Origin of the sequence: Peptoniphilus obesi ph1 (genome assembly GCF_000311865.1) — a bacterium.
GTDB lineage: Bacteria > Bacillota > Clostridia > Tissierellales > Peptoniphilaceae > Peptoniphilus_E > Peptoniphilus_E obesi.
The window spans coordinates 323,885-347,966 of sequence record NZ_HE978581.1 but is presented as its reverse complement, the minus strand read 5'-3'; the positions used below and the strand labels follow the sequence as shown (position 1 = coordinate 347,966).

Sequence of the window (24,082 nt, the reverse complement as noted above, 5' to 3'; positions counted from 1 at the left end):
TAATACTAGGGTTTTTTTATGGTAAGATCTTATAAAATAGTCAATTCAACTGATGGTTTATATGAATAAACTGTTAGTTTCTTGGAAAATAATAATTTATTTATTAGGCTCTTATTAAAGAGGTGGTTTTATGAATCAAATTGATAAAAATGATTTCGGAAAATTTATAGCTAAAAAAAGAAAAGAAAAAAATATGACTCAAAAAGACATAGCAGAAAATCTTTATATTTCTGTTCAAGCTGTTAGCAAGTGGGAGAGGGGACAATCACTCCCAGATATTTCTCTACTTATGCCGCTTGCAAAAATTCTTGATGTAAATTTAGTTAATTTATTGGAAGCTAAAGAAGATGAGGAAGAAAAAGATCCGATCGAAACAGAGAATTTATTAGAAAAAATCCTTTTAATAAATGAAGAAAAATCAATGGATATGGGAAAAACAAAATTAAAAAGATGCTTCTTTTTACTAATAGTCTTTTCCTTGCTTGCAATAGAATATTATTTATTAGGTAAATATTTTGATATTGGAATTGAAAATTTTATAGGAATAGGGATAGTTGGAATAATCTTTTCTATTTATTTATGGATTTTAGTTGATGAAAGGTTACCGAGTTATTACGATGAAAATAAAATTTCCTTTGTAAGTAAAGGGTTTTTCAGGATAAATATAGCAGGAATTTATTTTAATAATAGGAATTGGAAGCATATTTTAAATTATTTGAGAGTTTGGATTCTTGCAATGATGTTTATTTCTCCATTTTTAGATGGGTTAATTCTAAAAAGGCAAGATCAAATTGCTTTAATTTTACTTATGCTTATATTTTTCTTATCTTTATTTGGACCCCTATATTTAATTGGCAAACGCTATGAATAGTTTAAAAGTTACTTATATAAATAAAAAATTTGATAAATTTTTGTCTTGTTTTATAATATACTTATCTCGAATTTAGAAAGGGTAATTTATGGAAACAACTAGAATATTATTTATCATAATAATTAGTGGTTTGATTGGGTATTTCACAAATGTTTTGGCAATAAGGTGTTTATTTAGACCTTATGAAAAAATAAAGTTTGGTCCTTTTATTTTTCAAGGACTAATACCAAAGAGAAAAGATGAAATAGCCGAGCAGATAGGAATTATAGTTGCTAAAGAATTTGTCCAAGAAGATGACATAATTGGACAATTAATAAGCCAAGATGATGAAATCTATTTTAGGTCTTTTGTTTCAGATAAGATTAAGTCAATTGTTCTTGAAAAGACAAGCTTTTTACCAGAGAGCATCCAGTTTCAATTGGTAAAAAGATTGAATGAAAAAGTGGAAAAGGAATCTCCTAAGGCTTTTAATGACTTTAAGGAGCTTGCTGAAAATCAAATTAGGGAAAAAATTGACTTACAAGTTATAATTGAAGAAAAAATAAAAGAGCTAGACTTAAAAGAAATTGAAGTTTTGGTTTTACAGGTTGCAAGCAATGAACTAAAAGCTATAGAGATTTTAGGACTTATTATGGGGCTTGCAATTGGAATAATACAAGCTTTAGTTAGCTTATATTTATTGTAATGTTAAAAATCCTTATCATATGATAGGGATTTTTTTGTTTTTATAGTTTTAATATGGCTATATAGGGTAAAATTAATCCAAAGTATTATTTTTTCTAAGTTAGAAATTTTTTAAGATTTTTAATATAATATATAGTGAATTAATTAAAAGTAATTTAGTATTTTTTAATAAGATTATTGGCAAAAACTTACTATGCTTATTTATGATAAACTTTTGAGTTTTTATTTTCTGCGGGGTGATTTAGATGGCTAAGTATACTCAAAAGGCAATTATTGAATCTTTTATGGAGCTCTTGCAGAAAAAATCTTTAGATAAAATTACTGTAAAAGATATCATAGAAGAAACTGAAGTAAATAGAAATACCTTCTATTATCACTTTCAAGATATATATGATTTGTTAGAAAGTGCTTTTGAAGAAGAGGCTGTAAAATTTAGAAGTGAGGCAGATCCTAAGAATAATTTTTATGAAGAATATATTCGCACGGTTAATTTTTTATTGGACCATAGCGATGCTATTATTCATATCTATAATTCTAAAAGTAGGGATGTTATAAAAACTTATCTTGAATCAGCCGCAAGTTTTTTTATAGGAAGATTTGTTGAAGAAGCAGCTGAAGGAAGCAAACTTTCTGAAAATGGTAAAAACTACATAATTTATTTTTATACTGATGCTATTATAGGTATAACTTTACGTTGGATTGAGGGAAGTATGATGGATTCTAAAGAAGTTCTTATAAAAACTGTTTCAGATTCTTTCAATGCAACTGTTAAGCAAATGGTTACATCCTATATTGAATCTCACCCTGAAGAATGTAAATAAGTAAAATATATTTAGACAAAAGACGCAAAGTGTTCGAATTTCGAACACTTTATTTTTTTTGTCTGTACTAAAGTGATAAAAATCCTTGTACAATAATTATAGAAAGATCTTTAGACTAGTAAATTGATGAAATTAATAGGGTTAATATTTAAAATAATATTCTATTTACTTAATCTAAAGGTCTTTCTGCAAAAATTTTATATTTGTAAATTTTAGCATATAAAGAAAGGATAGTTAATGAAATTAGGATTTGTTGATGTAGGTGGAGGCACTAGGGGAATTTATGGGGCCGGTGTCTTTGATTATTTTATGGAAAATAAAATAAAAGGAGACTACTTTATTGGAGTATCAGCAGGAGCTGCAAATGGAGCATCTTTTTTAGCTGGACAACATGGAAGAAATTTCACTTTTTACAACGAATATGCCTTTAGAAAAACTTATATGAGTATAGCAAACTTTATAAAAACTGGATCCTACATAGATTTGGATTATATCTACTACACTCTTAGCAAGTCGGATGGAGAGAATCCTTTAGACTATAAAAAGCTTAAAGAAAATCCTATGGAATTTGAAATTGTTGCGACTAATGCCCTTACTGGAAAGGCAGAATACTTTAATAAAGATGATCTTTACCAAGATAATTATGACCCAATAAAAGCATCTTGTTGTGTTCCAGTGCTTTGCAAGCCGTATAAAATAAATAATATTCCCTATCTAGACGGGGGATTGAGCGATCCTATTCCTTTCAAAAGAGCGTTTGAAAAATCTTGCGACAAGCTAATTGTAGTTTTGACAAAACCTAAGGATTTTTTTAGAAATCCAAAAGATGACTACAAGTTTTCAAGAATTTTAAAAATGAAATATCCAAATGCTGGAAAAACTTTCAGCAAGAGGGCTAAGATCTACAATAAAAGTTTAGAACAATTACTTATGTTAGAAAAACAGAAAAAAGCAATTATTATAGCGCCTAAAGATATAGGAAATTTAAAAACCTTGACACAAGATCATGACCAGCTTGAAAAATTATATGAAATGGGAAGAGAAGATGCAAAAAGAATTATTTCTTCTAATGATCCTTTTAGATAATAAAAGGTTGTAAGTAAGAGGTGAAGTAATGGAACAATTAAAAAAGATAAAGGAAATGTATAGCGTTTTTTCGCTAAGTTTAATTGCTTTGGGTGCAGTTTTTATAGGAAAACCAAACATGGCAGCAGAAGTTTTTTGCAGGATATGTGGTATACTTCTACTTCTTTTTGGAATAGTAAAGTTGTTTGGATATTTTTCGAGAGATTTATTGCAACTAGCTTTTCAATTTGATTTTGCTATGGGAGTCATCTCAAGTTTAATTGGATTTGTAATGTTTTTTTGGACAACTGAATTTATGGATGTTTTGATTATAGGAATTGGAGTTTTTATGCTATGTGATGCACTCTTAAGAATACAGACTGCATTTGATGCAAAAAAAATTGGTGTAGACCAGTGGTGGATAATTTTAATTATAGCACTGGTGACAGCTGTCATAGGAACTATGCTCTTCTTAAGACCATACAAGGGAAGAACTGCTCTAGTAATGTTAATAGGATTAAATTTAATGATAGATGGAATATTAAATTTATTCGTTGTAAGAAACACAGTAACTACTATTAGGAGGAAAAAAGAATGGGAAATTTAAGTCACTTATCAGCAAGAAAAGCAGCAAGTCTTGGCATCGATGTTATCTTAAAAAAAGTAAATAAAGATGATCGTGAAAAAGAGATGCTAAAGCTTGTCGATATAATGGAAAAATATATGGAAGATGATGATTTAGGAATTGATTATGACGATGTTAGAAGCATGGTCGGCGATAAAAGCATGGCTCTTAATCAATATTTAAACCGTGCAATCGATGAACTTGATCCTAATGTAGTTAAGACTAGTGTTTTAAATTTAGGATTTGAAGCTATGCTTTCAGGCACAAAAACAATGCACAAAATGAGAGAAACTCATAATTGTAATATACCTTGGTTAATTTTAATGGACCCAACAAGTGCTTGTAACCTTCATTGTACAGGTTGCTGGGCTGCAGAATATGGTAATAAATTAAATTTAACTTATGATGAAATGTCTAATGTTGTAAAACAAGGTAAGGAACTAGGCATACATTTCTATATGTTTACTGGTGGAGAACCTCTAGTAAGAAAAGATGATCTTATAAAACTTTGTGAAGAACATAAAGATTGTCAATTCTTAGCATTTACAAATGGGACTTTAGTAGATCAAAAATTCTGCGATAAAATGAAAAGAGTTGGAAATATGATGCTAGCTATAAGTCTTGAAGGTTCACCTGAAGTTAATGATCTTCGCCGTGGGGAAGGCGTTTATGGTAAGGTTATGAATGCCATGGATCTTTTAAAAGAAAATGGACTTATATTTGGTACATCAATTTGCTATACTTCAAAAAACTGTGAATCTGTAACAGATAAAGAATTTGTGAAACTTATGGTAGATAAGGGATGTCGCTATGCAATGTATTTTCACTATATGCCAGTTGGAAATGATGCATCTGTAGAGTTACTACCTAGCCCAGAACAAAGAATTGCAGCAAAAAATAGGATTAGACAAATTAGAAATCTTAAACATGGTGAAGGTTTATTTACAATGGACTTCCAAAATGATGGGGAATACATGGATGGTTGTATTGCCGGTGGAAGAAACTACTTCCATATAAATGCAAATGGAGATGCAGAACCTTGTGTATTTATTCATTATTCTGATTCTAATATTAGAGAAAATACTTTACTTGAAATTTTAAAAAATCCTTTATTTATGGCATACCATAATAATCAACCTTTTAATGAAAATCATTTAAGACCTTGCCCTATGTTAGAAAACCCAGAAATTCTACAAAGAATAGTAAGTCAAACAGGGGTAAAATCTACTGATCTTCAATCTCCAGAAAGTGCTGAACACTTATGTGGAAAATGTGAAAGCTATGCAGAAGCTTGGAAACCTTGTGCAGATAAAATTTGGTATGGAAGTGAAGATAAGGAACTTTTAGAAACAAAAAGTAAATAATAAAATTTATAAAAGAAGCAATGGTTGATTGTTTTTATATTGACTCATTGCTTCTTTAAAGAATATAAAAATTAAGGAAGAAATGAAAATGGAACTAGAAGCTATTTATACTCAATTAACAGCTGATTTTATTGAACAACTAAAAGATCAAAAAGTTTCTGCCATAGTAAGAGAATCAATCCGACCCTACAAGGAACTTATGAAATATTATAAGTGTGCAATGATGGAGGTTGAAACCAAATTTAGTGTTTTAAGTGAAGAATTATCTATGCAATATGATCGTAATCCTATTGAATCTATAAGAACTCGTTTAAAATCACCTGAGAGCATTAGGGAGAAGATGGTTAGAAGAGGTTATCCTTTAACAGTAGAAAGCATAGAAGAGAACTTAAATGATATAGCTGGAGTCAGGGTAATATGTTCATTTCCATCAGATATTTATGCCTTGGCAGATTCTATTTTAAAGCAAGATGATATAAAGCTAATACAAAAGAAAGATTATATAAAAAATCCAAAACCAAATGGATATAGAAGTCTACATTTGATAATTGAAATACCTATATATTTGCATGACCAGAAAAAGTTAATGAAAGTTGAGGTTCAACTAAGAACCATATCTATGGATTGGTGGGCGAGTTTGGAACATAAAATTCGCTATAAAAAAGGATTACCAAACTCAGGCTTTATAGAAAAAGAACTTATAGAATGTGCAGAAATGGGTGAAGCCTTGGATGCAAGAATGGAAAGACTTCATAATATGGCATCTGATCTTATAGAAGAAGATTAAATATAAATTGTGTAATAAGAGGATAAGATGGGAAAATTAAAATCAAAAATAAAAGAAAAATTAGATAAAAATAAGACAGATAAAAAAGAAAATAAGGTTGAACTTAGTGAAGCCGAAGAGGTAATGTCGAAAAAATTTAAAAAGGTTCAAGTGATTGCTTTAATATGTTTTGCATTGGCACTTATTGTAATTGTAATTAGCTTGAAAGGATCAATAAGTATAGATGGTCTTACATCAAGAGTAAAAGGCAAGCCAGTATCTTCTTTTTTATTGTTATTACTTCTTTTTGCGATTAAAAGTCTTACAATAGTTATACCTTTACCATCTTTATATATTGCATCAGGAGCTTTGTTTCCACCTGTAATATCTGTACTTGTTAGTTATGCTGGTTTAGCAGTTACACTTACAATTCCTTATATATTGGGAAGATGGGCAGGAGCAGAAGCTATTGAATATTTAAAAAAGAAATATCCAAAGCTTGAAAAGCTTATAGAAATTCAAGAGAGAAATGAATTTTTTGCAAATTTTATAATTAGACTTATTGGTTGGCTTCCTTGTGATGTACTTAGTTTTTATTTTGGATCTTGCAAAACAAGCTATCCAACATATATAATTGCATCACTTTTAGGTGCATCTATTGGAGTTATTACTAATACTTTACTTGGAGATTTAATCCTCAATCCATTGTCAAAAGAGTTTGCTTTGTTGATGTTAGTAAAAATAATTATTTCAATTGTTGCATTTTTTATTGCTTATTCTTTAAATAAAGATAAGAAATAAAATAATTATAAAATTTAATAATTAAAAATTTGCATAAAAAAGACCAGATAATGGGGTTACCACATTATTTGGTCTTTAATTTTTTTAAGCCATTGTCCAACCACCATCAACTGGAAGGCTGATTCCAGTAACATAAGATGAATCATCACTTGCTAAATATAAAGCAGCATGAGCAACATCTTCTGGATTTCCAAACCTGTGTAAAGGAATTGGAGCAAGGAAGCCTTCACAAAGTTCAGGAACTTTTAAAACTTCTTCTGTCATATTAGTTGCTGAAGTTCCAGGACAAATTGCATTACATCTAACTCCATCTTTTGCATAATCTACTGCAATTGATCTGGTTAAAGAAATTACAGCACCCTTTGATGCAGCATAAGAAGCAGCTTGTGGAAAACCTATTAATCCACCAGCAGATGCCGTATTAATAATTGATCCTTTGCTTTCTTTTAAATACTTCATAGCATATTTTGCCATTAAGAAAATGCTTGTTAAGTTTATATTCATAACCTTATTCCAAGTTTCTAAATCAGTTTCTTCAACATTTCCAGGACCAAAAGTTCCAGCATTATTAAAGATTATGTCTATTTTTCTGAATTTTTCAACAGAAGTTTCTATTATTTTTTTAATATTTTCTTCACTGGAAACATCAGCAGGAATACTTATTACTTCTGCACCTAGCTTTTTAATTTCATTTTCAGTTTCTTTTAAGGAAGATTCTTTTCTTGCAACTAAGACAAGTTTTGCACCTTCCTTAGCAAATAATAGGGCAGAAGCTTTGCCAAAGCCAGAGCTTGCACCAGTTATTATTGCTACTTTATCTTTTAATTTCAATTTATACCTCCAAAATTTTTAATTATATACTTTAATAATACCCAAGTTAATTATTTATTATTGCAAGCAGAATTTTATAACTAGACTAAAATTAAAAGTAAAAAATATGTTATAATAAATCTTATTAGCGGAAGTGCTGGAATGGCAGACAGGCATGTTTGAGGGGCATGTGCGAGAAATCGCGTGAGAGTTCAAGTCTCTTCTTCCGCACCAAAAAAGCTTGTAGAAAAAACTACAAGCTTATTTTTTATACTAAATTAAATTTTTTACGAGTTTTTGAATTTGATTTTTAGCATCTTCTAAATCATAATTTTCTATAATTTCATCTGCATACTTTTTCTTGTCTTCGATAGACATTTGAGTGTTGATTTTTTGCCTAGCCTCTTCTCTTGAAATATTATCTCTTAACATCAATCTTTTTTCTTGTTCATTTCTATCTACATAAACAAGCCAAAGTTCATCATAGCTAAAATCATAGTCATCGAGAGTGTCCATTAATTCAATAATTAAAGGAATATCTACAAAGATAATTTTTTCTTTAGATTCTTCTATTGATTGGTTTAGTTTATTAAATATTTCTCTGTGAAGAATAGAATTTAATTTATCTAATTTTTCCCTATCATTTTTATCCTTGAAAATATATTTTGATAATTTTTTTCTAGAAAATTTGCCATTTTCAGTAAAGTCTTGATTAAAGGCTTTTGAGACTTTTTCATTAATTTCAGGATCATCTAGGATTTCGTGACCTATCTTGTCTAGGTCAAGAACTTGATAACCAAGCTCTCTTATAATATTAGAAATTGTAGATTTTCCTGTAGATATGCTGCCAGTTATTGCTATTATTTTTTTATTTTGTTTCATACAAACTATTTCCTATCTGTAAATCAACCTTTAAATCAACTTTAAGTTTTATGGCAGATTCCATTACTTCAATCATCATATCCTTAACTTGATCGATTTCATCTTCGCTTGCATCGACAACAAGTTCGTCATGAATTTGTAGAATTAATTTAGATTTCATATTTTTTTCTTTTAATTCATTATAAATTTTAACCATAGCAATTTTTATTATATCTGCTGCAGATCCTTGTATTGGAGTATTAATTGCTATTCTTTCTCCAAAACTTCTGATATTAAAGTTTTTAGCATTTAATTCTGGAATATAACGCCTTCTTTTTAATAAAGTTTCTACATAACCATCTTTTTTAGCTTTTTCAACTATAGATTTCATATAGTCTTGTATTCCTTGATAGTGGTTTAAATAATTATCTATATATTCGCCAGCTTCTTTTCTTGAAATATTTAAGTTTTGTGACAAACCATAATCAGAAATGCCATAAACTATTCCAAAGTTTACTGCTTTTGCCCTTGATCTGATAAGGGGAGTAACATCATCAAAATCTACATGAAAAACTTCTGAAGCTGTCCTTCTATGAATATCTTCATCATGATTAAAAGCATCTATCATATTTTTATCTTCAGAAACAGATGCAAGAACCCTAAGTTCAATTTGTGAATAGTCAGCATCTACAAGTTTTCCTGAATCAGATGATATAAAGGCTTTTCTAATCAGTCTTCCTTCCTCTGTTCTTATAGGTATGTTTTGTAGGTTAGGTTCAGTTGATGAAATTCTTCCGGTTGATGTAACTGTTTGGTTAAAGTGGGAATGAATTCTTCCAGTTTTTTTGTTTATTAATTCTTTTAAACCATCAATATAGGTAGATTTTAATTTTGTAAACTGTCTATAATCTAAGATATAGGATGCTATTTCAGCTTTTGGTGCAAGTTTTTCTAAAACCTCAGCACTAGTAGAATAGCCAGTTTTTGTTTTTTTAATTACTGGTAGATCCATCTTTTCAAAAAGAATTTCGCTTAATTTTTTGGTTGAATTTATATTAAATTCTTCTCCAGCTTCTTTATAAATTTTTTCTTTTAGATCTTCAATTCTTTTATCTAAATCGTCGCCAATTTCATCTAAAATTTCACTTTTGGTATTGACTCCGATTAGCTCCATGGAACTTAAAACTTCAACTAGAGGAAGTTCAACTTCGTAGTAAAGATTTTCCATGCCGTAATCTTTTATTTTTTCAATTTGTTTTTCATATAATTTATAGACTAAATTTAAGATAAAAGAGTAGTATTTCTTAAGCTCATCTTCTTCTATATCAGAAAAGTTTTTCTTTTTTACACCCTTGCCAAGCAAGTCTTCTTCGCTCTTGTAGGAATAATTAAAATAGATATTTGAAAGATTATCTATATCATAATTTGATTGAGTTGCATTTAATAAATATTCAGCAATCTTTGAATCATGTATAAAATTGTTTAATTCAATCTTGTAATATTTTAAGATTATTATATCTTCTTTTAATTCATGACCCAGTTTTTCTATAGACTTATCTTCAAATACTTCTTTAAACTTTTTAATTGTGTCTTGATTTTCTAGGCTGATAAAGTTTACCTTGTCATCTTTAGTTTTTATAGCAAGATAGCTAGGAAAGACTTCTTCATAAATTTTTCCATCACTTATAAATTTAAAAGAGAAGGATTTTTTATTTTTTATAGTAGAGATTAAATCATCTACGCTTTTTTCTTCATATTCTAAAAAGCTGTCATTAACCTCAACAAATTCTTCTTTTTGATATTGGTCTGGAAGTCTTTTTATAAGAGTGTTAAATTCATATTCTCTATACATATCTGATAGAGTATCATAATCATATTCAACTCTTTTAAAATCGTCTATTTCTTCATCTAAAGGAACATTTTTAACAATTGTACCTAATTTTTTACTCATAAAGGCTTGTGCCTTATTTTCTTCAAGGTTTTCTTTTAATTTCTTTCCAGAAACTTCATCTAAGTTATCGTATATATTTTCCATACTAGAGAATTGATGGATCAATTTAAGGGCTGTTTTTTCTCCAATTCCAGGCACACCTGGTATATTATCAGATTTATCTCCCATTAAACCCTTGATATCGATTAATTGATTTGGATTGATTTGATAAGATTTTTCTATAGAATCTTCTGTAATAATATCTAGGTCAGTTATACCTTTTTTTGTAAATAAGATTTTTGTATTTTTATTTGCTAATTGAAAATAGTCTCTATCGCCAGTTAAAAGAATAGCTTCTATATCATTTTCATTAGCAAGACTTGCAATAGTTCCTGCTATATCATCGGCCTCATATATTGGAGATTCTAAAGCTTTTATATTCATAGCTTTTAAAATTTCTCTAACAATAGGAAATTGTTGTTCAAGTTCACTTGGAGTTTTTTGTCTATTTCCTTTGTAATCATCATAAATATCTGTTCTAAATGTTTTTCCTTTCATGTCAAAACAAGTAACTATATATTGAGGATCTACTTTTTCTATTGCATTTTCTAGCATAGAAATAAAACCATAAATAGCATTGGTATAAATTCCTCTTTTTGTTTTTAATAAAGGTAGAGCATAAAAGGCCCTAAAAAATAAAGAAGACCCATCAACTATAAGTATTTTCTTATTCAAATTAAATCACTCCCTAATTTTGATTATACATTATAGGAAATTTTTTATTAAGATTAATTATTGATTTATTTTCTATAAAGTGATAAATTATATAAATACGATGAGCCAAAGTGACGGAATTGGCAGACGTACCAGACTCAAAATCTGGCGGTGGCAACATCGTGCGGGTTCAAGTCCCGCCTTTGGCACCAAAGGGATATGTATGTTTACGCAAAATTACAAAAAGGCTAAATATACACATTTGTGAAGCGTGTAATAATTATAAAATTACACGCTTTTACATATTTTTACAAAAAAAGTGCCAACAAAGTGCCAACTTTTTATAAAGTTTTGTAAATCTTATCAAAAATTGTAATAGCTTTTTTCTTTTGATCTGGCATAACATGAATATAAATTTCTAAAGTTGTTTTATAATTCGAATGACCTAATAATTCCTGAACTGTTTTTATATCGACTTCTTGCTCAAATAATCTTGTAGCGTATGAGTGTCTTATTGAGTGAAAGGATCTATTTCTAATTTTTTACATATTGATTTAAGTCTTCTGTTTGCTCGTTTTTCTTCAATAGGTTTGCATAAATCATCTGTGAATATGAAACTATCATCATTAAATTTTAAACCAAGTCTAAAATATTTTTTAGCGGACTCAACTTTAATTTTATTTAATAGATTTATTGCAACCAAAGGAAGAGGTAAGGATCTAAGAGAGCTTTCAGTTTTTAAGGAACGTAGTTTATTGCTATATACTTTTGATTTATTATTCTCAAAAGTATATTCTCTTCCAAGTTGTTTATTAATTTCTAAAAAGCCATCTTTAAAAGCTCCCCATTGCAAAGCTCTTATCTCATTTCTTCTAAGTCCTGTGAAAAAATCTAAAAAAATCATTTGATCCACTACGTTTTCAAAATCTAAATAAACTATTACTTTATCTTGTTCTTCTTGTGAAAAAATCCTATATTTGTTTGAACTTACTGGTTTTCTATTTTAGGTATTTTAATATATTCAGCAGGGTTATTATCTAACATTCCTAGAGTGATTGAGTATGTTAGACACATTTTTATTAAACTTAATACGTCTCTTGTTATGTTCATGGAGTTAGTATTTTCAGATATTTTATTTATGAAAATTTGTAAATTTAATATAGTTATGTCTTTAATTTTTACTTTTGAAAATGGATATTTTAAAATATAAAGTCTTAGAAGTTGATCATATCTATTTAAGGTTGTAGATTTTACTTCTTTGATTTTTATATTAAATAACCAATTAGATAAAAATTGACCTAATGTTTCATTTCCACTATTATAAATGCCTGAAATGTTTGTAGAAACTTGAGCTTTTTTCATTTTTTCAATAACTTTAGATTTGTTATATCCTGAAAATGATTTTCTTATTTGATTACCTTCTAAATCTTCTCCTACATAGACTCTACCTGTCCAATATTTTTTATTATTTCTCATAGTATAAGTTAAACTACCAAAGCCATAATTTGCCATAAAAAATAACCTCCTTTATTTTTAAAAAGGCAGGTCATATGTTATAATAAATATGAATTTTGGGTCATAACATATGATCTTATTAGTCCCGTTCTTGTTGGAGCAAGGCGGGGCTTTTTATTTATGATATTTTTTGATTAAAGTTACAATTAATTTTACTTTTTTAAATTGATTTATTTTAAATTGGTATATATAATTTAGAAACAAATATATATTTTTATAGTTCAAAGGATAGGTGAGACTATGAATAAAAATATTAAAATATATAATTCCAAACAAAGGTTACTAGAACTATCAAGAAAATATATATATTTAATAAATCCTTTAATTGGAATATTTGCTTTTAAAATCCTAAATAAAATTAATGTAATTAATATATCTGGTACTCAAAATTTTCTTGATAATATAATTAATTTAAGTGGGATAATGGCAGGTTTTTTATTTACAACATATGGAATTTTAATGTCATTACCTAATAATAAATTTATTGAACTATTAAAATTTAATAAGACCATTAATATCGTCTTTAAAACACTTCTACTTGGAATTATCTTTTTGATTTCAGCAATGATCTTAGGATTATTCACAGAATATTTTAGTTTAATAACTTATATTTTTATTTTTGGAATATCAGAAACTGTAACTAGTGTCTATCAGTTTTATCAGATACTAAAATATTCTTATAAGTCTAGTTAATTAAGCTCTTTGACAGAGCTTTTTTTATTTCTTTAAAATATATTTTAGCACTATCTTTTAGATACTCTGATTTTAGTTCTATAGTCACTTTTTTAGTTAAATATCTTTTAATTAAATCGATTACTTCTGTTTCATCCTTTTCGTCTTTTGTAGTAACTTTGAAGTTTTTAAAATTATTTCCAATTTTTAGCTTATCATTAATGAATTTTTTGAACTTACTAACTGATGCCTCATTACTAACCTGAAGATTTATTTTAATTTTTGTAAGATCATCATTAGAAAATCCAAAATCATCTTCAAAACTTAATATCGAATCTGTCAGTTGAGAGTTTTTTGCAAATTCCATTTCGGTTTCTAATACACTAGTCATTCTATTAATTTTATTTCCAATATCATTGTCGATTTCTCTTTCAACTTTAATAACAGTGGAATAAGAAGAATTGAAACTTTCTAGAAATTTTGTAAAAGGTTGTTGAAATGCAGAATAATTTGAATTCACCATAACAACAACTTTTGATGTCTCAATATCGAATAAAAAATATTTATAGTTTTCAATATTAAGGTCAGTTTGATTAATTTCTTTACCGTTGGAGTTTTTTATTCTTTTTAAAACACCTTCTTTTATTTCAGAAGACTTTCCTATTATTCCAAAAATAATATTTTCTTCTGTAGGAAGCAATTCAATAAATGTACCGCTATCTTCAATGTTTATTGCTGAAGAATTTTCTGCATATTTTTTACACTCATTCTTAAGGTTAGTAAAGTATTTTTCGATGGATTCTTCAACTGACAAATTAAAATTTTTTAGATCTCTTTGTTCAGATACTTTAATTATCACGTTATAAAATTCTAATGTAATTTGTATAGTATTATTTTCTATTTCTTTTATCATAGATTTCTCCTTTTTATATTCATCAAACCTTTTCTAAATTATATTTATTTAAAAGTGAAGAGTGTTTTGTATATTCAATCACATCTTCAAAAGTTAATATTTTTTCGTTTTCAATTACATTATCAAAATCATACATTTTATTTAAAAATCTTCTTCTCATTTCATAAGCTGTATAACTAATCTCATAAGCATTTAATATATAGTTAGCTAGAAACTTAGCCGTTTTATACATAATGTCCTTTGGCATAAGCAGTTCTCCAGCAAAAGCATCAGCCGACTTTTCCTTAATGTAAGCATTTAGATTTTTATTTTTTGTATGGTGTTTTAAAAAGACGTGTCCTAGTTCATGGGCGAGTGTAAATCTTTGTCTAGTTAGATCAAAGTTAACATTATCAATAGCTACAACATATTTTTTACTATCCCTATCATGCATGCTAAAGCCATCTAGTCCTAAAAGATCTTGTTTAACTACAGTTATATCTTGTCTATATTTTAAAATGTCTTCTAAGTCTATAGGTATTAATTGCTCTTCGTATTTAATTTTTCCATGTATATAGTTAGCCATACTGACGGCATATTTTAAGTTATATTCTAATGTATTCATAAAGACCTCATAAAAACCTATGTTCTTTTAGTTTTAAAAAATATATAGGGACTTTGTCCCTTATATTAACAATAATAAAAAAAGGAGATACTCAATTTCTCAAGTATCTCCATGCGTCTAAAACGCAAAATCTAATAGGTTGTGTTTCCACAACTATGTCCCTATAGGACTTGTATGCCTATATTATACAAGAGAAGTTATTTTTTGTCAAAAACAAACAGTTCTTTTATTTTGTTGTTTATTTGATCCATATATTTAGAATCTAATGTTACATTAGATAGAGTATCTTCTTTTCTTCGTGGATTGAGAATTCTCAGTTTACTTATTGTTGTTATTTGGTTGATATCAGCAACAGATTCTTTGTTTAATTCTAATGCTTTTTTCAATTTATTTTGCATTAAGGGTATTTCTTTTTCGGTTTTTTCAATCCTTTTTTCAATATAAGCTTTAATATTCTTAAAGGATTTGCTTAGCTCATCTATATTTTTATTAAAAAAATACTCTTTCGCATTGTTAATCAAATTTACAAGTTTATAGTTATCTGAACATTCTTCCAGCAGGTTGTCAAAAGAATCTAAAATTAAGTCTTCATTCTCAATATTAGAAATATATTCTAAAGTGTTGACAATAGTTTTGTTAGTTTCTCCGTATTCTTTAAGATTGGATATTGTTTTCTTTAAGTTGTATACTATTGACATTTGCAATGAATTTTCTAAATTTACTTGAAATCTTTCATTAATTTTATTTTTAAAGGATCTAAGAGGAACAACGGTTATATTGCCTGAGTTAATAGAATCATTATTTGAAACAACTACACAATAATGATTACCTCCTAATTCATGACCAATTCTATAACCAAAATTAACAAAAAGAATTTGACCTCTTTTATATTTGAAGTACTTTTTTTGCTTTTTAAAGTTTTCTTCTTTTCTTAATAATTTTTCATATGTTTCATACCAATAAGATAACAAAACAGCTTGTTTATATTTTGATTCTGTCCATTCTTTACCAAGCTTTTCCAATTTATAAATTTGATTATCTCTATAATGGATATATTCATTTTTATTGTTTATGTCTTTGTAATCCACCATTCATTATCACCTTTATTTATTTTTCTTCATTTTCAAAAAACGATGCTTTAATCATTCTAAGCATCATTTCTTTTTGTTCTGGTGTGAGATTTTCATTTGCTCTATATAGTACAGATATGCCTTCTGGAAATTCTTCTTCTAGTTCTGCAGCTTTAGATTTAGGGTTTTCTGAATGTTGAGGGTTGGATGAACGGCCTAATAAGTAGTCTGTGGTTACGTTAAACATATCAGCAATCTTGTTAATTGTTTCAGAAGAAAGATCACTTTTACCTTGTTCATAATAACCATATGCACTTGTAGATATATTTAATCTCTCAGCCATATCACTTTGAGATAATTTATTAGATTTTCTTAATTCTCTCAATCTATTCGCTAATTTATTATCCTTCATAACCGCACCTCTTTTACATATATATTACAAATAATAATTGTATTTGTCTACAATTTAAACTTGTATTTTTATAAAATAAGCCTTAGATTACAATATATAATTGTATATAATCAAATTAAACAAAGAAAACTTGTATAAGGAAGTGAGTAAATGAATAATATAAAGAAGTTTAGAGTGGAAAAAAATATAACTCAAAAAGAACTGGCTGATAAAATTGGAATAACACAACAAATGATGAGTAATTATGAAAATGGGTACTCAACACCGAGCATTAAATTAGCTCAAAAAATAGCCGATATCTTTGAAAGTTCTATTGATACTATTTTTTTAAAATAAAATACAAGATAATATTGTAAATCAAAATAAAAAACAATGTTATGTTGTTAAATTTAAAAAGGGGATAGTGATGAGGTTATTTAATACTGATTATAGTATCAAAGGAGTCAGGCTTTATATAAATGATGAAATCTATCACATTTATGTTAAGAAGAAGGATCTATCAATTGAATTTGTAGATGTGTTTAAAAGAATTAATGGAGAGAGTGTTCCTGTGAAATTTAGTCAAGAGCAAATAATGGATTTCATAATTAAAAATATTGCAAAATCCATTGTTTTTGACATAAGAATTCTATTCAAAAGATTCTTTTGCAAGGTTAAGTCCAAGTTCGGTTAATGTTAGTCTACTCATACCTAAGGCTTTGTAACCAGGTTTTATATATGAGTTTGAATACGTTTCGTCTAATGTATCAAACCAGTCTTGCCTGATGTTGTTATCGAATCCAAAAATAAATTCACCTGATGAAATCCCACTTTTCAGGTAATTTTCATAACACTTTTTTGGGATTTGATTTTGAATTTTATGAGAGTAAGGCATTTAATCACCTCCTTGTGGTGATTATAGCAAATTTTAGAAATTAAAAAGAGGGGTGGAGTGTGAGAAATTTAAAAATTAAAAAGACGTCTAAGGCTAATCAGACGTCAATTAAAGCTAGAGGAGTATGTCCCAGTTGTAAAGAGTTAAACACAGGTTTTGTGATAGATGGAGATATTCCTAAGTATTGTAGGTTGTGTGGTACTAGAATGAATTATTCCTTCTTCAAAATATGAAAAGAAACAAAAGGATGGTGATAAGTATTGAAGAAAAAAATGAAACTCATTTTCAGAGAAAATACAACTCTATTGGGACTTTTACGAGATGAAACATTTAAAAAACTATTAAATGAATCTGGGTTTAATGAGATTGAATTAATAGGAGACGACAGGAAAAATAGTTTTAACTATATTTATGAAAAAAACAAATCTGATTTATCTTGGTTGCCAATAATTATATCGTTAATAGCAATTGCCATAGCTGTTATCACCATGATTTTGTAAGAGCTACTACAGATATTATTAGTGCAAATATTGATATTGCTAAAGGGATATAAAATCTCAATCTATCCTTTCGTAAAAATTGGAGATACATTTCACCTTTTTGAGTAAGAGAAAAAACTTGAGGTTGTATGTCAAGTGATTTATGTCCAAATGCATTTATATATGTATCAATGTCGATTTCTCTTTGGTTAGGAGCTGTTAATAACTCTAAAGATATTAATTTTTCCATATCCTTGACTTGGTGATCGCCAATAGGAGAATTAGGATTTTTAAGATAATATTTTAAAATTTTAATTTCTTTAACAGATAGATCTATTTGTTGATGGTTCATTAAGTTACCTCCCTTTAAGCATTATATCAAAGATTAAAAGAAAGGAGCAGAAATGGAGATTATACTATGCGCCAACAATAAAAGTATGGTTTATGAATGGAAAAGAGTTTTTTCTAATCACGAGAATATCAATTGTATTTTAGGCGACTATTGTAAAACTGCAGAAAATGAAAATGTAGATGCAATTGTGAGTTCAGCAAATTCATTTGGGATTATGGATGGCGGATTAGATTTTTATATTCAAAAATTTTATTTGAAGAATAACATCAATATTCAAGAATTAGTTCAAGAAGAAATTAAAAAATCATTTTACGAGATTCAAACAGTAGGGAGTTCAATTTTTATTAAGAATGATTTTATTAATCTTATTCACACACCGACAATGAAGGTTCCTAGTCAGATAAATGATCTAAATGCAATTTATTTCGCAACAAGAAACACCATCATCTGTGCTAGAGAAAATAGTGTTAAAAAGATAATTATTCCAGCTTTTGGAGCAGGGATAGGAAATATTAAATATTCTATTGTTGCAAGAATCATGGAAGATGTAATTACAAGTTTAGACTTGAACTATTTTAAAGATTGGGAATATGTCAATTATCTTGTTGATAAAGAGTTTATTTAAAAGGTGGATAAATTACATCCTCAACTTTTATTGGTAATGGTAAGAGATATTCAATCCGAGATTCTTTTTCGTAAATTTTACCAGTCCAATAATTTTTAGACCAAAGCTCTACTGTAGATATAGATAAATTACCACCAATTAAATCACGCCAGATAGCATCAGATTTAAAAAATTTATCTGATTGAAAGATAGCGATATTGTAGTCTATATCATCGCTTTCATTTGCAGAAAATTCTTTAATCCAAAGGTGAGCTTGTTCTATTGAATCACAGGCACAGATTGATTGAAATCTTGAAGGACAGTTTGGGAAATGGTGTTGTCTATATAATTCAAGAAATATTTCCGCTGTAAATGTTGAATAGTCAGGATTTGAAGGGACTGAATAATCAGTGTAAATATATCCAATTCTACTAAGTTTATTTTGAAATCTATTTTAACAGTAATCAATAATTTCTTGATTACATTTTGGCGGAAGATTTTCATAATCAATTATTTGGTTTGGTTTTAATAGTTTTGTTCTATCAACATGATAGAAAAGCATTTAATCATCTCCTTATGGAGATTATAGCAGACAAGAGAAAGGAGGGCTTAATGATGGATAAATTTTTAGTATCTGCGAAAGAATTAGCAAAAGAAATTCCAATTGGCGAACATAAATTAAGAGATCTAGCAAAGAATAATGAAACTTTCCCAGTAATTAAAAAAGGAAATCAATTATTGTTCATCAAATCAGAAGTTGAAGAGTGGTTTAGAAAATATTCTTGGTCTGATAAAAGAATTTAGAAAGGAGACAGAAAATGAATGAAGAAAGAGTAATGCAGATAGTGAATTTTAACGCAGATATGAAAAGAGTACAAAAAACTAATAGGGAGTTAGAAAAATTAAGACTGAGTAAAGTTAATAAGGCAGATAAGCAAGTAGAAAGGTTATATATGGCGGTATTCTTTTTAGTCATAGCCTATATACCTATTAACTATGATCTTAGCAAAGGTAGCGATTAGATGAATTTAAAAGGAGATAAAAAAAGCCTTGTAGCAGCAACTACAAAGCCTAAAAAAGTGATTTTTTAAAAACATTTATAAATTAATTATAACAGATTTATTTTAAGGAGGCAATTATGCAAGAAATTAAATGCTTTAAGACAAGCGATAATAATATATTTGAAGATTTTGAAGAAGCGATTTGATAAATCTAGCAACTCAAATTGTGCTAGATAATTTTGAGCCGTTTATAAAGATATACGACGAGGTGGAACTATGAAATTATACGAAATTACCGAAGTTTATAATAACGTGATCGATCTAGATCTAGATGAGGAAGAATTAAAAAAATATTTAGATCTAGTAAATGATGAGTTTGAAGATAAGGCTGAAAATATAGCGAAAATATTACAAAGCTTAAAGGCTGAATTTGAAGCATATAAGAATGAAGCTGAAAGACTAAACACTCAAGCTAAGTCAATTGAAAATAAGATTAAAAGCTTAAAAGACTATCTAGAAGTTTCAATGATAAGAGCAGATAAAAGAAAATTTAAAACTAATTTATTTAATTTTAATATCCAAAAAAATCCTCCTTCTTTAAATGTTATTAGTAAAGAAGATATACCAGAGGAATTTTTCGAAATAAAAAGAATTTTAAAAAATGAAAAACTAAAGAAAGCAATTAAAGAGGGACAAGAAATAGTAGGCGCAGAACTTATACAGACTGAAAGTTTAAGAATAAGGTGATCAAATGAGTAACATGATTTTAATAATTGGGGAAAGTGGAACTGGGAAAAGTACAAGCATTGAGAGCTTAGATCCTAAAGAGACTTTTATTATACAAGTTGTAAATAAACCACTACCATTTAGAGGATTTAAAAAAAGTTATCCACTACAAAGTAAAGAGAAGAAGGGAAATAGATTTGTATCAAACAAGTGGGAAAATATTCTAGAAATTTTAAAACATTTGAACAAAGATATTTCTTATAAAAATATTGTAATAGATGATTTTCAATATATTCTTTCTGATGAATATATGAAAAGGGCTATGGAACGTGGATTTGATAAGTTTACAGAAATGGCTCAGCACTACTACGACATTATAAAGTATGCTCAAAGTTTAAGGGAAGATTTAAATATTATCTTTTTAAGTCATTCAGAGAGAAAAGACGATGGATCTACAAAGGTAAAAACTATTGGAAAGCTTTTAGATGAAAAGGTAACAATTGAGGGACTTTTCACTGTTGTATTAAACACAAAAATAGAAGACGGAAATTATTATTTTGAAACTCAAAACAACGGTTTTAATACAAGTAAATCGCCTAAAGGAATGTTTGAAGAATATAAGATTCATAATGATTTAAAGCTTGTTGTGGATAAAGTAAATGAGTATTACGGGGGATAGATATGTTTAATTTAGATAAGAAATATATAAGTGAAAATGTTGAAACTGGCGGAACTACTATAAATAAAAGTGGTTGTTATGACGTTGTTATAAGCGAGGCTAAGATATGGAAGTCTGAGAACAGTAAAAGTGAGTCATTGAATATTAAATTTAATGACTTAACAACTAATAAAAAAGCCTGGTTAAACCTATTTTATAAAGGAAGAAATGGACAAGATATTGAATTTAATACTAGACACACCACTCATTTAGCATATTTATTAAATGTTAATCCTGAAGATGACAATGGCGGAAATATTAATGCATTTAAAGATAAAACGATTGGTGTTTTCTTAGTGGTTAAAGCTGTTGATTTAGATAATGGAGGACAGGGATATGACTTTTCTTTACAAGGTTTCTATGATCCAAGGACAAGGCTTACTGCTAAAGAAAAATCTGAAAATTTACCAGCTGAAATTTATAACAAATTTGTTGAGAGATTTAAAGATGCAGAAGAGATTGAGTTAAATTCTAACTCAAGCAAAAATACAAGCGATGAGGGATTTTTCCCAGTAAATAATGATGATATACCATTTTAGGATGCAATATGGAAGAGTTATTAGTTTTATACGATAAAGATATAGAAGATAAAGATAGAGATCTTTATTTAAAGTCGATAGAAAAGAATATAACCAATGCAAGTATTTATGATGTAGATGATATTCCAAATTTAATAGCTGATAAGCTATTGTTATTAAAACCTATGGAAAATGATATTTATAATAAACTAAGCCAACTCCTAAAATATAATCCAAAGCTAGATATAGAAGGTTCTCATTCTGGAGGACTTTCTATAACTGCTGAGGCTGTACTTAAAAAACTAAAAGATATTAAAGGTAAAACAATAGTTATTTTAAATCAGTCAAATATATTGGGGAAATCACTTGCGAGTGAACTTGTGAAGTTAGGAGCAAGTGTATTTAGTTTAAATTCTAATTTTAAGTCAATTAATAATTTATTGAGGGATATTGATATAGATATTTTAATATCTGCATCTGGAGATAAAAATTTTAAGATAGAAAATAAATATTTAAAAAATATAGATACTCTTATAGATTTATCTGATGATTTAGAATCTGAAAATAAAATTACAAGAGTAGATACAGTTAAAGTTTTAAGATCAAGGCTTAAATAAAATAAGGAGGAAGTATGGCAAGACCAACAAAAGAAGGTCTGGACTATTTTCCTTTATATGTAGATATTTTTGAAGATGAAAAAATTGAAGCTATTTCTGGGGAATTTGGCATTAAGGGAGAGATTGTTGTAATCAAGCTGCTCTGTGCGATATATAAAAACGGATATTTCATTTTGTGGAATGATCTAACAATTGCTCAAATGCTTAAAAGGCTTCCTGGGATTAGCAAGGATTTACTCAATAATATAGTTGAACGCTTAGTGTTATGGGAATTTTTTAACAAAGACCTGTTTCATTCGGTAGGGATACTTACTAGCGAGAATATCCAAGATATTTTTTTAGAAGCTACAAAAAGACGTAAAAGTCCAAAACCGACTTTATACATGATTGATGAAAATCAAGTGGACAATGACAATGAAATAGTTAATGTAAACAATAACTCACAAGCAGATGGGGTTAATGTAGACATTAATGCACAAAGTAAAGAAAAGGAAAGTAAAGAAAAGGAAAGTATAGAGAGAGATAGTATATCTATATATCTATCTCTGTTTAATAATGCATTAAAAAACAAGACTGATAAGTTTTGTCTCTCTCAAATAGCTAGAAATTATGATTTAGATCTGCTCTATCAAGAGATTTGTAAGAGTAGCTGGCTAAAAGAGAATTTAGTTTTAGTTAATGCGAGTAATAAATTTTTAAATAAAATTTTAAAAGGTCACTATAGAAATTTTAAAAAGATAAAAAGTGAGAATAGCTTTAAAAACTTTAAACAACAAACAGATTCTATGTCTGATGAAGATTTAGAAGACTTAGCAAGAGCTAAAAGGGATAAGATTTTTAAGGAGTTAAAAGATGATTAAAAAAGGCTATGATCTAACTGGTAAGGCAATTCCTGAGAAGCAGATACAAGATAGCATCAGAGTTGCTTTATCGCCCTATTGTTATGTATATAGGGCAAATGTTGGAGTTTTCAGACAAGGGGATAGATTTATTAATACTGGTCTACCTAAGGGCTTTCCTGATTTATTCGGGTTTAGAAAAAAAGATGGAAAAATGTTTTTTATTGAAGTTAAAAATATAAAAGGCAGACTGAGTAGAGAGCAAAAGTTATTCGGTCAAGAGATGCAGAAGCAAAAAGTATTGTACGGAGTGGCTAGAAGCATTGAAGATGCATATAAAATACTAGAAATTGAATAAAAAATGTTAAGAAATGTTAAGGTTTTATAGCATTAATACAAAAGGTTAATTCTATGACTAAAAATAAAGGCTGTTTAGATTGCAAAACAAGGCATATCAATTGCCATGACAGTTGTGAAAGGTACAAGAATTTTAAGAAAGAATTAAAAACAATAAAAGACAAAAAGAAGAAAGATGATTTTATTTTACAGAAAGTCGATAGAAGAAATTTAAGGAAAATTTAGGTGGTAATTATGGCATATAAATTCACACGAGCTATTTACAAAAGAATAAAAAAGTACGACAAAGAAGATATGGAAGAGTTTATTCGAAGTGTATATTTAAAAGGCTTTAATGATGCACATAGAGAGACAGATATAAGTAAGGATCAAGCAAAAGAAAAATTAAAAGAGGTCAAAGGATTTGGAAAAAAATTATATCAAAGATTATAGATTGCTTATATTCTTAATAAGGAGTGGTAGTTTTGGAGAAAGAAAAGATAATGCAATACATTTACTT

General features: G+C 28.1%; 33 protein-coding genes and 2 tRNA genes. 23 read left to right on the top strand and 12 right to left on the bottom strand.

From position 1 onward, the window contains the following. Positions 1-130: 130 nt before the first annotated feature. The 8 genes from HGPB_RS05455 (at position 131) to HGPB_RS05420 (ending at position 6,997) form a co-directional block, all read left to right on the top strand. On the top strand, positions 131-871 hold the full coding sequence (locus tag HGPB_RS05455) for a helix-turn-helix domain-containing protein (RefSeq protein WP_019132701.1): 741 nt from the start codon (positions 131-133) through the stop codon (positions 869-871). 88 nt (positions 872-959) lie between these two features. Further along, positions 960-1,556: a DUF445 domain-containing protein gene (locus HGPB_RS05450; protein WP_019132700.1), complete on the top strand. Its 597-nt coding sequence runs from the start codon at positions 960-962 to the stop codon at positions 1,554-1,556. A gap of 244 nt (positions 1,557-1,800) precedes the next feature. Next, complete coding sequence (locus tag HGPB_RS05445) at positions 1,801-2,376, top strand: TetR/AcrR family transcriptional regulator (RefSeq protein WP_019132699.1); 576 nt, start codon at positions 1,801-1,803, stop codon at positions 2,374-2,376. Between the two features lie 237 nt (positions 2,377-2,613). Continuing rightward, the gene (locus HGPB_RS05440; RefSeq protein ID WP_019132698.1) at positions 2,614-3,462 is read left to right on the top strand and encodes a patatin-like phospholipase family protein; all 849 of its coding nucleotides are present in this window, start codon (positions 2,614-2,616) and stop codon (positions 3,460-3,462) included. A gap of 28 nt (positions 3,463-3,490) precedes the next feature. Continuing rightward, on the top strand, positions 3,491-4,048 hold the full coding sequence (locus HGPB_RS05435) for an HdeD family acid-resistance protein (RefSeq protein WP_019132697.1): 558 nt from the start codon (positions 3,491-3,493) through the stop codon (positions 4,046-4,048). Then, on the top strand, positions 4,036-5,430 hold the full coding sequence (locus HGPB_RS05430) for a radical SAM/SPASM domain-containing protein (protein WP_019132696.1): 1,395 nt from the start codon (positions 4,036-4,038) through the stop codon (positions 5,428-5,430). The genes HGPB_RS05435 and HGPB_RS05430 overlap by 13 nt, the downstream gene beginning before the upstream one ends. An 88-nt stretch (positions 5,431-5,518) precedes the next feature. Continuing rightward, positions 5,519-6,217, top strand: coding sequence for a GTP pyrophosphokinase (locus tag HGPB_RS05425; protein WP_019132695.1), 699 nt, complete (start codon positions 5,519-5,521; stop codon positions 6,215-6,217). Between the two features lie 27 nt (positions 6,218-6,244). Then, positions 6,245-6,997, top strand: a complete 753-nt coding sequence (locus HGPB_RS05420) for a TVP38/TMEM64 family protein (RefSeq protein ID WP_019132694.1) — start codon at positions 6,245-6,247, stop codon at positions 6,995-6,997. Positions 6,998-7,081: 84 nt separating this feature from the next. On the opposite strand, the gene budC is transcribed toward HGPB_RS05420, so the two are convergent. Then, complete coding sequence (budC, locus tag HGPB_RS05415) at positions 7,082-7,828, bottom strand: meso-2,3-butanediol dehydrogenase (protein WP_019132693.1); 747 nt, start codon at positions 7,826-7,828, stop codon at positions 7,082-7,084. Positions 7,829-7,955: 127 nt separating this feature from the next. Between budC and HGPB_RS05410 the strand changes: the two genes are divergently transcribed. Continuing rightward, positions 7,956-8,041 (top strand) — tRNA-Leu (locus tag HGPB_RS05410). Positions 8,042-8,080: 39 nt separating this feature from the next. On the opposite strand, the gene coaE is transcribed toward HGPB_RS05410, so the two are convergent. Both coaE and polA read right to left on the bottom strand, forming a co-directional pair. Next, positions 8,081-8,689, bottom strand: coding sequence for a dephospho-CoA kinase (gene coaE, locus HGPB_RS05405; protein WP_019132692.1), 609 nt, complete (start codon positions 8,687-8,689; stop codon positions 8,081-8,083). Continuing rightward, entirely contained in the window at positions 8,676-11,333 is a 2,658-nt protein-coding gene (polA, locus tag HGPB_RS05400; RefSeq protein WP_019132691.1) for a DNA polymerase I, read from the bottom strand. The genes coaE and polA overlap by 14 nt, the downstream gene beginning before the upstream one ends. A 104-nt stretch (positions 11,334-11,437) precedes the next feature. On the opposite strand from polA, the gene HGPB_RS05395 reads away from it, so the two are divergent. Further along, positions 11,438-11,524, top strand: a tRNA-Leu gene (locus HGPB_RS05395). 129 nt (positions 11,525-11,653) lie between these two features. Here HGPB_RS05395 and HGPB_RS08985 read toward each other — a convergent pair. The 3 genes from HGPB_RS08985 to HGPB_RS08975 all read right to left on the bottom strand — a co-directional run bounded on the left by HGPB_RS08985 (position 11,654) and on the right by HGPB_RS08975 (position 12,824). Continuing rightward, complete coding sequence (locus tag HGPB_RS08985; protein ID WP_245543860.1) at positions 11,654-11,782, bottom strand: hypothetical protein; 129 nt, start codon at positions 11,780-11,782, stop codon at positions 11,654-11,656. A 41-nt stretch (positions 11,783-11,823) separates the two neighbouring features. Next, positions 11,824-12,216: a site-specific integrase gene (locus HGPB_RS08980; RefSeq protein WP_245543857.1), complete on the bottom strand. Its 393-nt coding sequence runs from the start codon at positions 12,214-12,216 to the stop codon at positions 11,824-11,826. Positions 12,217-12,299: 83 nt separating this feature from the next. Further along, entirely contained in the window at positions 12,300-12,824 is a 525-nt protein-coding gene (locus HGPB_RS08975) for an N-terminal phage integrase SAM-like domain-containing protein (RefSeq protein WP_245543856.1), read from the bottom strand. Between the two features lie 243 nt (positions 12,825-13,067). On the opposite strand from HGPB_RS08975, the gene HGPB_RS05385 reads away from it, so the two are divergent. Beyond that, positions 13,068-13,520 carry a hypothetical protein gene (locus HGPB_RS05385; RefSeq protein ID WP_019132690.1) on the top strand — a complete coding sequence of 151 codons (453 nt, stop codon included), beginning with the start codon at positions 13,068-13,070 and terminating at the stop codon, positions 13,518-13,520. Here the strand turns inward: HGPB_RS05385 and HGPB_RS05380 are convergent. The 4 genes from HGPB_RS05380 to HGPB_RS05365 form a co-directional block, all read right to left on the bottom strand. Next, positions 13,513-14,412, bottom strand: a complete 900-nt coding sequence (locus HGPB_RS05380; protein WP_019132689.1) for a hypothetical protein — start codon at positions 14,410-14,412, stop codon at positions 13,513-13,515. The genes HGPB_RS05385 and HGPB_RS05380 overlap by 8 nt on opposite strands. 22 nt (positions 14,413-14,434) lie before the next feature. Beyond that, complete coding sequence (locus HGPB_RS05375) at positions 14,435-15,016, bottom strand: ImmA/IrrE family metallo-endopeptidase (protein WP_019132688.1); 582 nt, start codon at positions 15,014-15,016, stop codon at positions 14,435-14,437. A 197-nt stretch (positions 15,017-15,213) separates the two neighbouring features. After that, the gene (locus tag HGPB_RS05370; RefSeq protein WP_019132687.1) at positions 15,214-16,107 is read right to left on the bottom strand and encodes a type II toxin-antitoxin system PemK/MazF family toxin; all 894 of its coding nucleotides are present in this window, start codon (positions 16,105-16,107) and stop codon (positions 15,214-15,216) included. A gap of 16 nt (positions 16,108-16,123) precedes the next feature. Then, positions 16,124-16,498, bottom strand: a complete 375-nt coding sequence (locus tag HGPB_RS05365; RefSeq protein ID WP_019132686.1) for a helix-turn-helix domain-containing protein — start codon at positions 16,496-16,498, stop codon at positions 16,124-16,126. Between the two features lie 150 nt (positions 16,499-16,648). On the opposite strand from HGPB_RS05365, the gene HGPB_RS05360 reads away from it, so the two are divergent. Beyond that, positions 16,649-16,834 carry a helix-turn-helix transcriptional regulator gene (locus tag HGPB_RS05360; protein WP_019132685.1) on the top strand — a complete coding sequence of 62 codons (186 nt, stop codon included), beginning with the start codon at positions 16,649-16,651 and terminating at the stop codon, positions 16,832-16,834. 292 nt (positions 16,835-17,126) lie between these two features. Here HGPB_RS05360 and HGPB_RS05355 read toward each other — a convergent pair whose 3' ends face one another. Next, complete coding sequence (locus HGPB_RS05355) at positions 17,127-17,372, bottom strand: hypothetical protein (RefSeq protein ID WP_019132684.1); 246 nt, start codon at positions 17,370-17,372, stop codon at positions 17,127-17,129. A gap of 260 nt (positions 17,373-17,632) precedes the next feature. Between HGPB_RS05355 and HGPB_RS05350 the strand changes: the two genes are divergently transcribed. After that, a complete protein-coding gene (locus HGPB_RS05350; protein ID WP_019132682.1) occupies positions 17,633-17,872 on the top strand; it encodes a hypothetical protein in 240 nt (79 codons plus the stop codon). Here HGPB_RS05350 and HGPB_RS05345 read toward each other — a convergent pair. Continuing rightward, positions 17,856-18,203 (bottom strand): hypothetical protein, encoded by a 348-nt coding sequence (locus HGPB_RS05345; protein WP_019132681.1) that lies wholly within the window; start codon positions 18,201-18,203, stop codon positions 17,856-17,858. The two genes, HGPB_RS05350 and HGPB_RS05345, sit on opposite strands and share 17 nt — an antisense overlap. 52 nt (positions 18,204-18,255) lie before the next feature. On the opposite strand from HGPB_RS05345, the gene HGPB_RS05340 reads away from it, so the two are divergent. From HGPB_RS05340 to HGPB_RS05295, 10 genes are all read left to right on the top strand, one after another. Next, positions 18,256-18,828 carry a macro domain-containing protein gene (locus tag HGPB_RS05340; protein WP_019132680.1) on the top strand — a complete coding sequence of 191 codons (573 nt, stop codon included), beginning with the start codon at positions 18,256-18,258 and terminating at the stop codon, positions 18,826-18,828. A gap of 594 nt (positions 18,829-19,422) precedes the next feature. After that, a complete protein-coding gene (locus tag HGPB_RS05335; RefSeq protein WP_036738434.1) occupies positions 19,423-19,611 on the top strand; it encodes a helix-turn-helix domain-containing protein in 189 nt (62 codons plus the stop codon). Positions 19,612-19,625: 14 nt separating this feature from the next. Beyond that, positions 19,626-19,829, top strand: a complete 204-nt coding sequence (locus HGPB_RS05330) for a hypothetical protein (protein ID WP_019132677.1) — start codon at positions 19,626-19,628, stop codon at positions 19,827-19,829. A 255-nt stretch (positions 19,830-20,084) separates the two neighbouring features. Then, positions 20,085-20,555 (top strand): siphovirus Gp157 family protein, encoded by a 471-nt coding sequence (locus HGPB_RS05325; protein WP_019132676.1) that lies wholly within the window; start codon positions 20,085-20,087, stop codon positions 20,553-20,555. A gap of 4 nt (positions 20,556-20,559) precedes the next feature. Next, positions 20,560-21,213 carry an AAA family ATPase gene (locus tag HGPB_RS05320; protein WP_019132675.1) on the top strand — a complete coding sequence of 218 codons (654 nt, stop codon included), beginning with the start codon at positions 20,560-20,562 and terminating at the stop codon, positions 21,211-21,213. A 2-nt stretch (positions 21,214-21,215) separates the two neighbouring features. Next, positions 21,216-21,791 carry a hypothetical protein gene (locus tag HGPB_RS05315; RefSeq protein WP_019132674.1) on the top strand — a complete coding sequence of 192 codons (576 nt, stop codon included), beginning with the start codon at positions 21,216-21,218 and terminating at the stop codon, positions 21,789-21,791. Positions 21,792-21,799: 8 nt separating this feature from the next. Further along, positions 21,800-22,387: a Rossmann-fold NAD(P)-binding domain-containing protein gene (locus HGPB_RS05310; RefSeq protein ID WP_019132673.1), complete on the top strand. Its 588-nt coding sequence runs from the start codon at positions 21,800-21,802 to the stop codon at positions 22,385-22,387. 14 nt (positions 22,388-22,401) lie between these two features. Next, positions 22,402-23,247 (top strand): DUF4373 domain-containing protein, encoded by an 846-nt coding sequence (locus HGPB_RS08620; RefSeq protein WP_019132672.1) that lies wholly within the window; start codon positions 22,402-22,404, stop codon positions 23,245-23,247. Then, positions 23,240-23,584 carry a VRR-NUC domain-containing protein gene (locus HGPB_RS05300; protein ID WP_019132671.1) on the top strand — a complete coding sequence of 115 codons (345 nt, stop codon included), beginning with the start codon at positions 23,240-23,242 and terminating at the stop codon, positions 23,582-23,584. Before HGPB_RS08620 ends, HGPB_RS05300 begins: the two co-directional genes overlap by 8 nt. Positions 23,585-23,817: 233 nt before the next feature. Next, complete coding sequence (locus HGPB_RS05295; protein WP_019132669.1) at positions 23,818-24,015, top strand: hypothetical protein; 198 nt, start codon at positions 23,818-23,820, stop codon at positions 24,013-24,015. The last annotated feature ends 67 nt before the right edge of the window (positions 24,016-24,082 follow it).

What these genes read in the sequence shown, in the direction of transcription:
- HGPB_RS05455 (WP_019132701.1), top strand. Translation starts at nt 131, where the DNA reads ATGAATCAAATTGATAAAAATGATTTCGGAAAATTTATAGCTAAAAAA.
- HGPB_RS05450 (WP_019132700.1), top strand. Translation starts at nt 960, where the DNA reads ATGGAAACAACTAGAATATTATTTATCATAATAATTAGTGGTTTGATT.
- HGPB_RS05445 (WP_019132699.1), top strand. Translation starts at nt 1,801, where the DNA reads ATGGCTAAGTATACTCAAAAGGCAATTATTGAATCTTTTATGGAGCTC.
- HGPB_RS05440 (WP_019132698.1), top strand. Translation starts at nt 2,614, where the DNA reads ATGAAATTAGGATTTGTTGATGTAGGTGGAGGCACTAGGGGAATTTAT.
- HGPB_RS05435 (WP_019132697.1), top strand. Translation starts at nt 3,491, where the DNA reads ATGGAACAATTAAAAAAGATAAAGGAAATGTATAGCGTTTTTTCGCTA.
- HGPB_RS05430 (WP_019132696.1), top strand. Translation starts at nt 4,036, where the DNA reads ATGGGAAATTTAAGTCACTTATCAGCAAGAAAAGCAGCAAGTCTTGGC.
- HGPB_RS05425 (WP_019132695.1), top strand. Translation starts at nt 5,519, where the DNA reads ATGGAACTAGAAGCTATTTATACTCAATTAACAGCTGATTTTATTGAA.
- HGPB_RS05420 (WP_019132694.1), top strand. Translation starts at nt 6,245, where the DNA reads ATGGGAAAATTAAAATCAAAAATAAAAGAAAAATTAGATAAAAATAAG.
- coaE (WP_019132692.1), bottom strand. Translation starts at nt 8,689, where the DNA reads ATGAAACAAAATAAAAAAATAATAGCAATAACTGGCAGCATATCTACA.
- HGPB_RS08980 (WP_245543857.1), bottom strand. Translation starts at nt 12,216, where the DNA reads ATGATTTTTTTAGATTTTTTCACAGGACTTAGAAGAAATGAGATAAGA.
- HGPB_RS08975 (WP_245543856.1), bottom strand. Translation starts at nt 12,824, where the DNA reads ATGGCAAATTATGGCTTTGGTAGTTTAACTTATACTATGAGAAATAAT.
- HGPB_RS05385 (WP_019132690.1), top strand. Translation starts at nt 13,068, where the DNA reads ATGAATAAAAATATTAAAATATATAATTCCAAACAAAGGTTACTAGAA.
- HGPB_RS05380 (WP_019132689.1), bottom strand. Translation starts at nt 14,412, where the DNA reads ATGATAAAAGAAATAGAAAATAATACTATACAAATTACATTAGAATTT.
- HGPB_RS05375 (WP_019132688.1), bottom strand. Translation starts at nt 15,016, where the DNA reads ATGAATACATTAGAATATAACTTAAAATATGCCGTCAGTATGGCTAAC.
- HGPB_RS05370 (WP_019132687.1), bottom strand. Translation starts at nt 16,107, where the DNA reads ATGGTGGATTACAAAGACATAAACAATAAAAATGAATATATCCATTAT.
- HGPB_RS05365 (WP_019132686.1), bottom strand. Translation starts at nt 16,498, where the DNA reads ATGAAGGATAATAAATTAGCGAATAGATTGAGAGAATTAAGAAAATCT.
- HGPB_RS05360 (WP_019132685.1), top strand. Translation starts at nt 16,649, where the DNA reads ATGAATAATATAAAGAAGTTTAGAGTGGAAAAAAATATAACTCAAAAA.
- HGPB_RS05355 (WP_019132684.1), bottom strand. Translation starts at nt 17,372, where the DNA reads ATGCCTTACTCTCATAAAATTCAAAATCAAATCCCAAAAAAGTGTTAT.
- HGPB_RS05345 (WP_019132681.1), bottom strand. Translation starts at nt 18,203, where the DNA reads ATGAACCATCAACAAATAGATCTATCTGTTAAAGAAATTAAAATTTTA.
- HGPB_RS05340 (WP_019132680.1), top strand. Translation starts at nt 18,256, where the DNA reads ATGGAGATTATACTATGCGCCAACAATAAAAGTATGGTTTATGAATGG.
- HGPB_RS05335 (WP_036738434.1), top strand. Translation starts at nt 19,423, where the DNA reads ATGGATAAATTTTTAGTATCTGCGAAAGAATTAGCAAAAGAAATTCCA.
- HGPB_RS05330 (WP_019132677.1), top strand. Translation starts at nt 19,626, where the DNA reads ATGAATGAAGAAAGAGTAATGCAGATAGTGAATTTTAACGCAGATATG.
- HGPB_RS05325 (WP_019132676.1), top strand. Translation starts at nt 20,085, where the DNA reads ATGAAATTATACGAAATTACCGAAGTTTATAATAACGTGATCGATCTA.
- HGPB_RS05320 (WP_019132675.1), top strand. Translation starts at nt 20,560, where the DNA reads ATGAGTAACATGATTTTAATAATTGGGGAAAGTGGAACTGGGAAAAGT.
- HGPB_RS05315 (WP_019132674.1), top strand. Translation starts at nt 21,216, where the DNA reads ATGTTTAATTTAGATAAGAAATATATAAGTGAAAATGTTGAAACTGGC.
- HGPB_RS05310 (WP_019132673.1), top strand. Translation starts at nt 21,800, where the DNA reads ATGGAAGAGTTATTAGTTTTATACGATAAAGATATAGAAGATAAAGAT.
- HGPB_RS08620 (WP_019132672.1), top strand. Translation starts at nt 22,402, where the DNA reads ATGGCAAGACCAACAAAAGAAGGTCTGGACTATTTTCCTTTATATGTA.
- HGPB_RS05300 (WP_019132671.1), top strand. Translation starts at nt 23,240, where the DNA reads ATGATTAAAAAAGGCTATGATCTAACTGGTAAGGCAATTCCTGAGAAG.
- HGPB_RS05295 (WP_019132669.1), top strand. Translation starts at nt 23,818, where the DNA reads ATGGCATATAAATTCACACGAGCTATTTACAAAAGAATAAAAAAGTAC.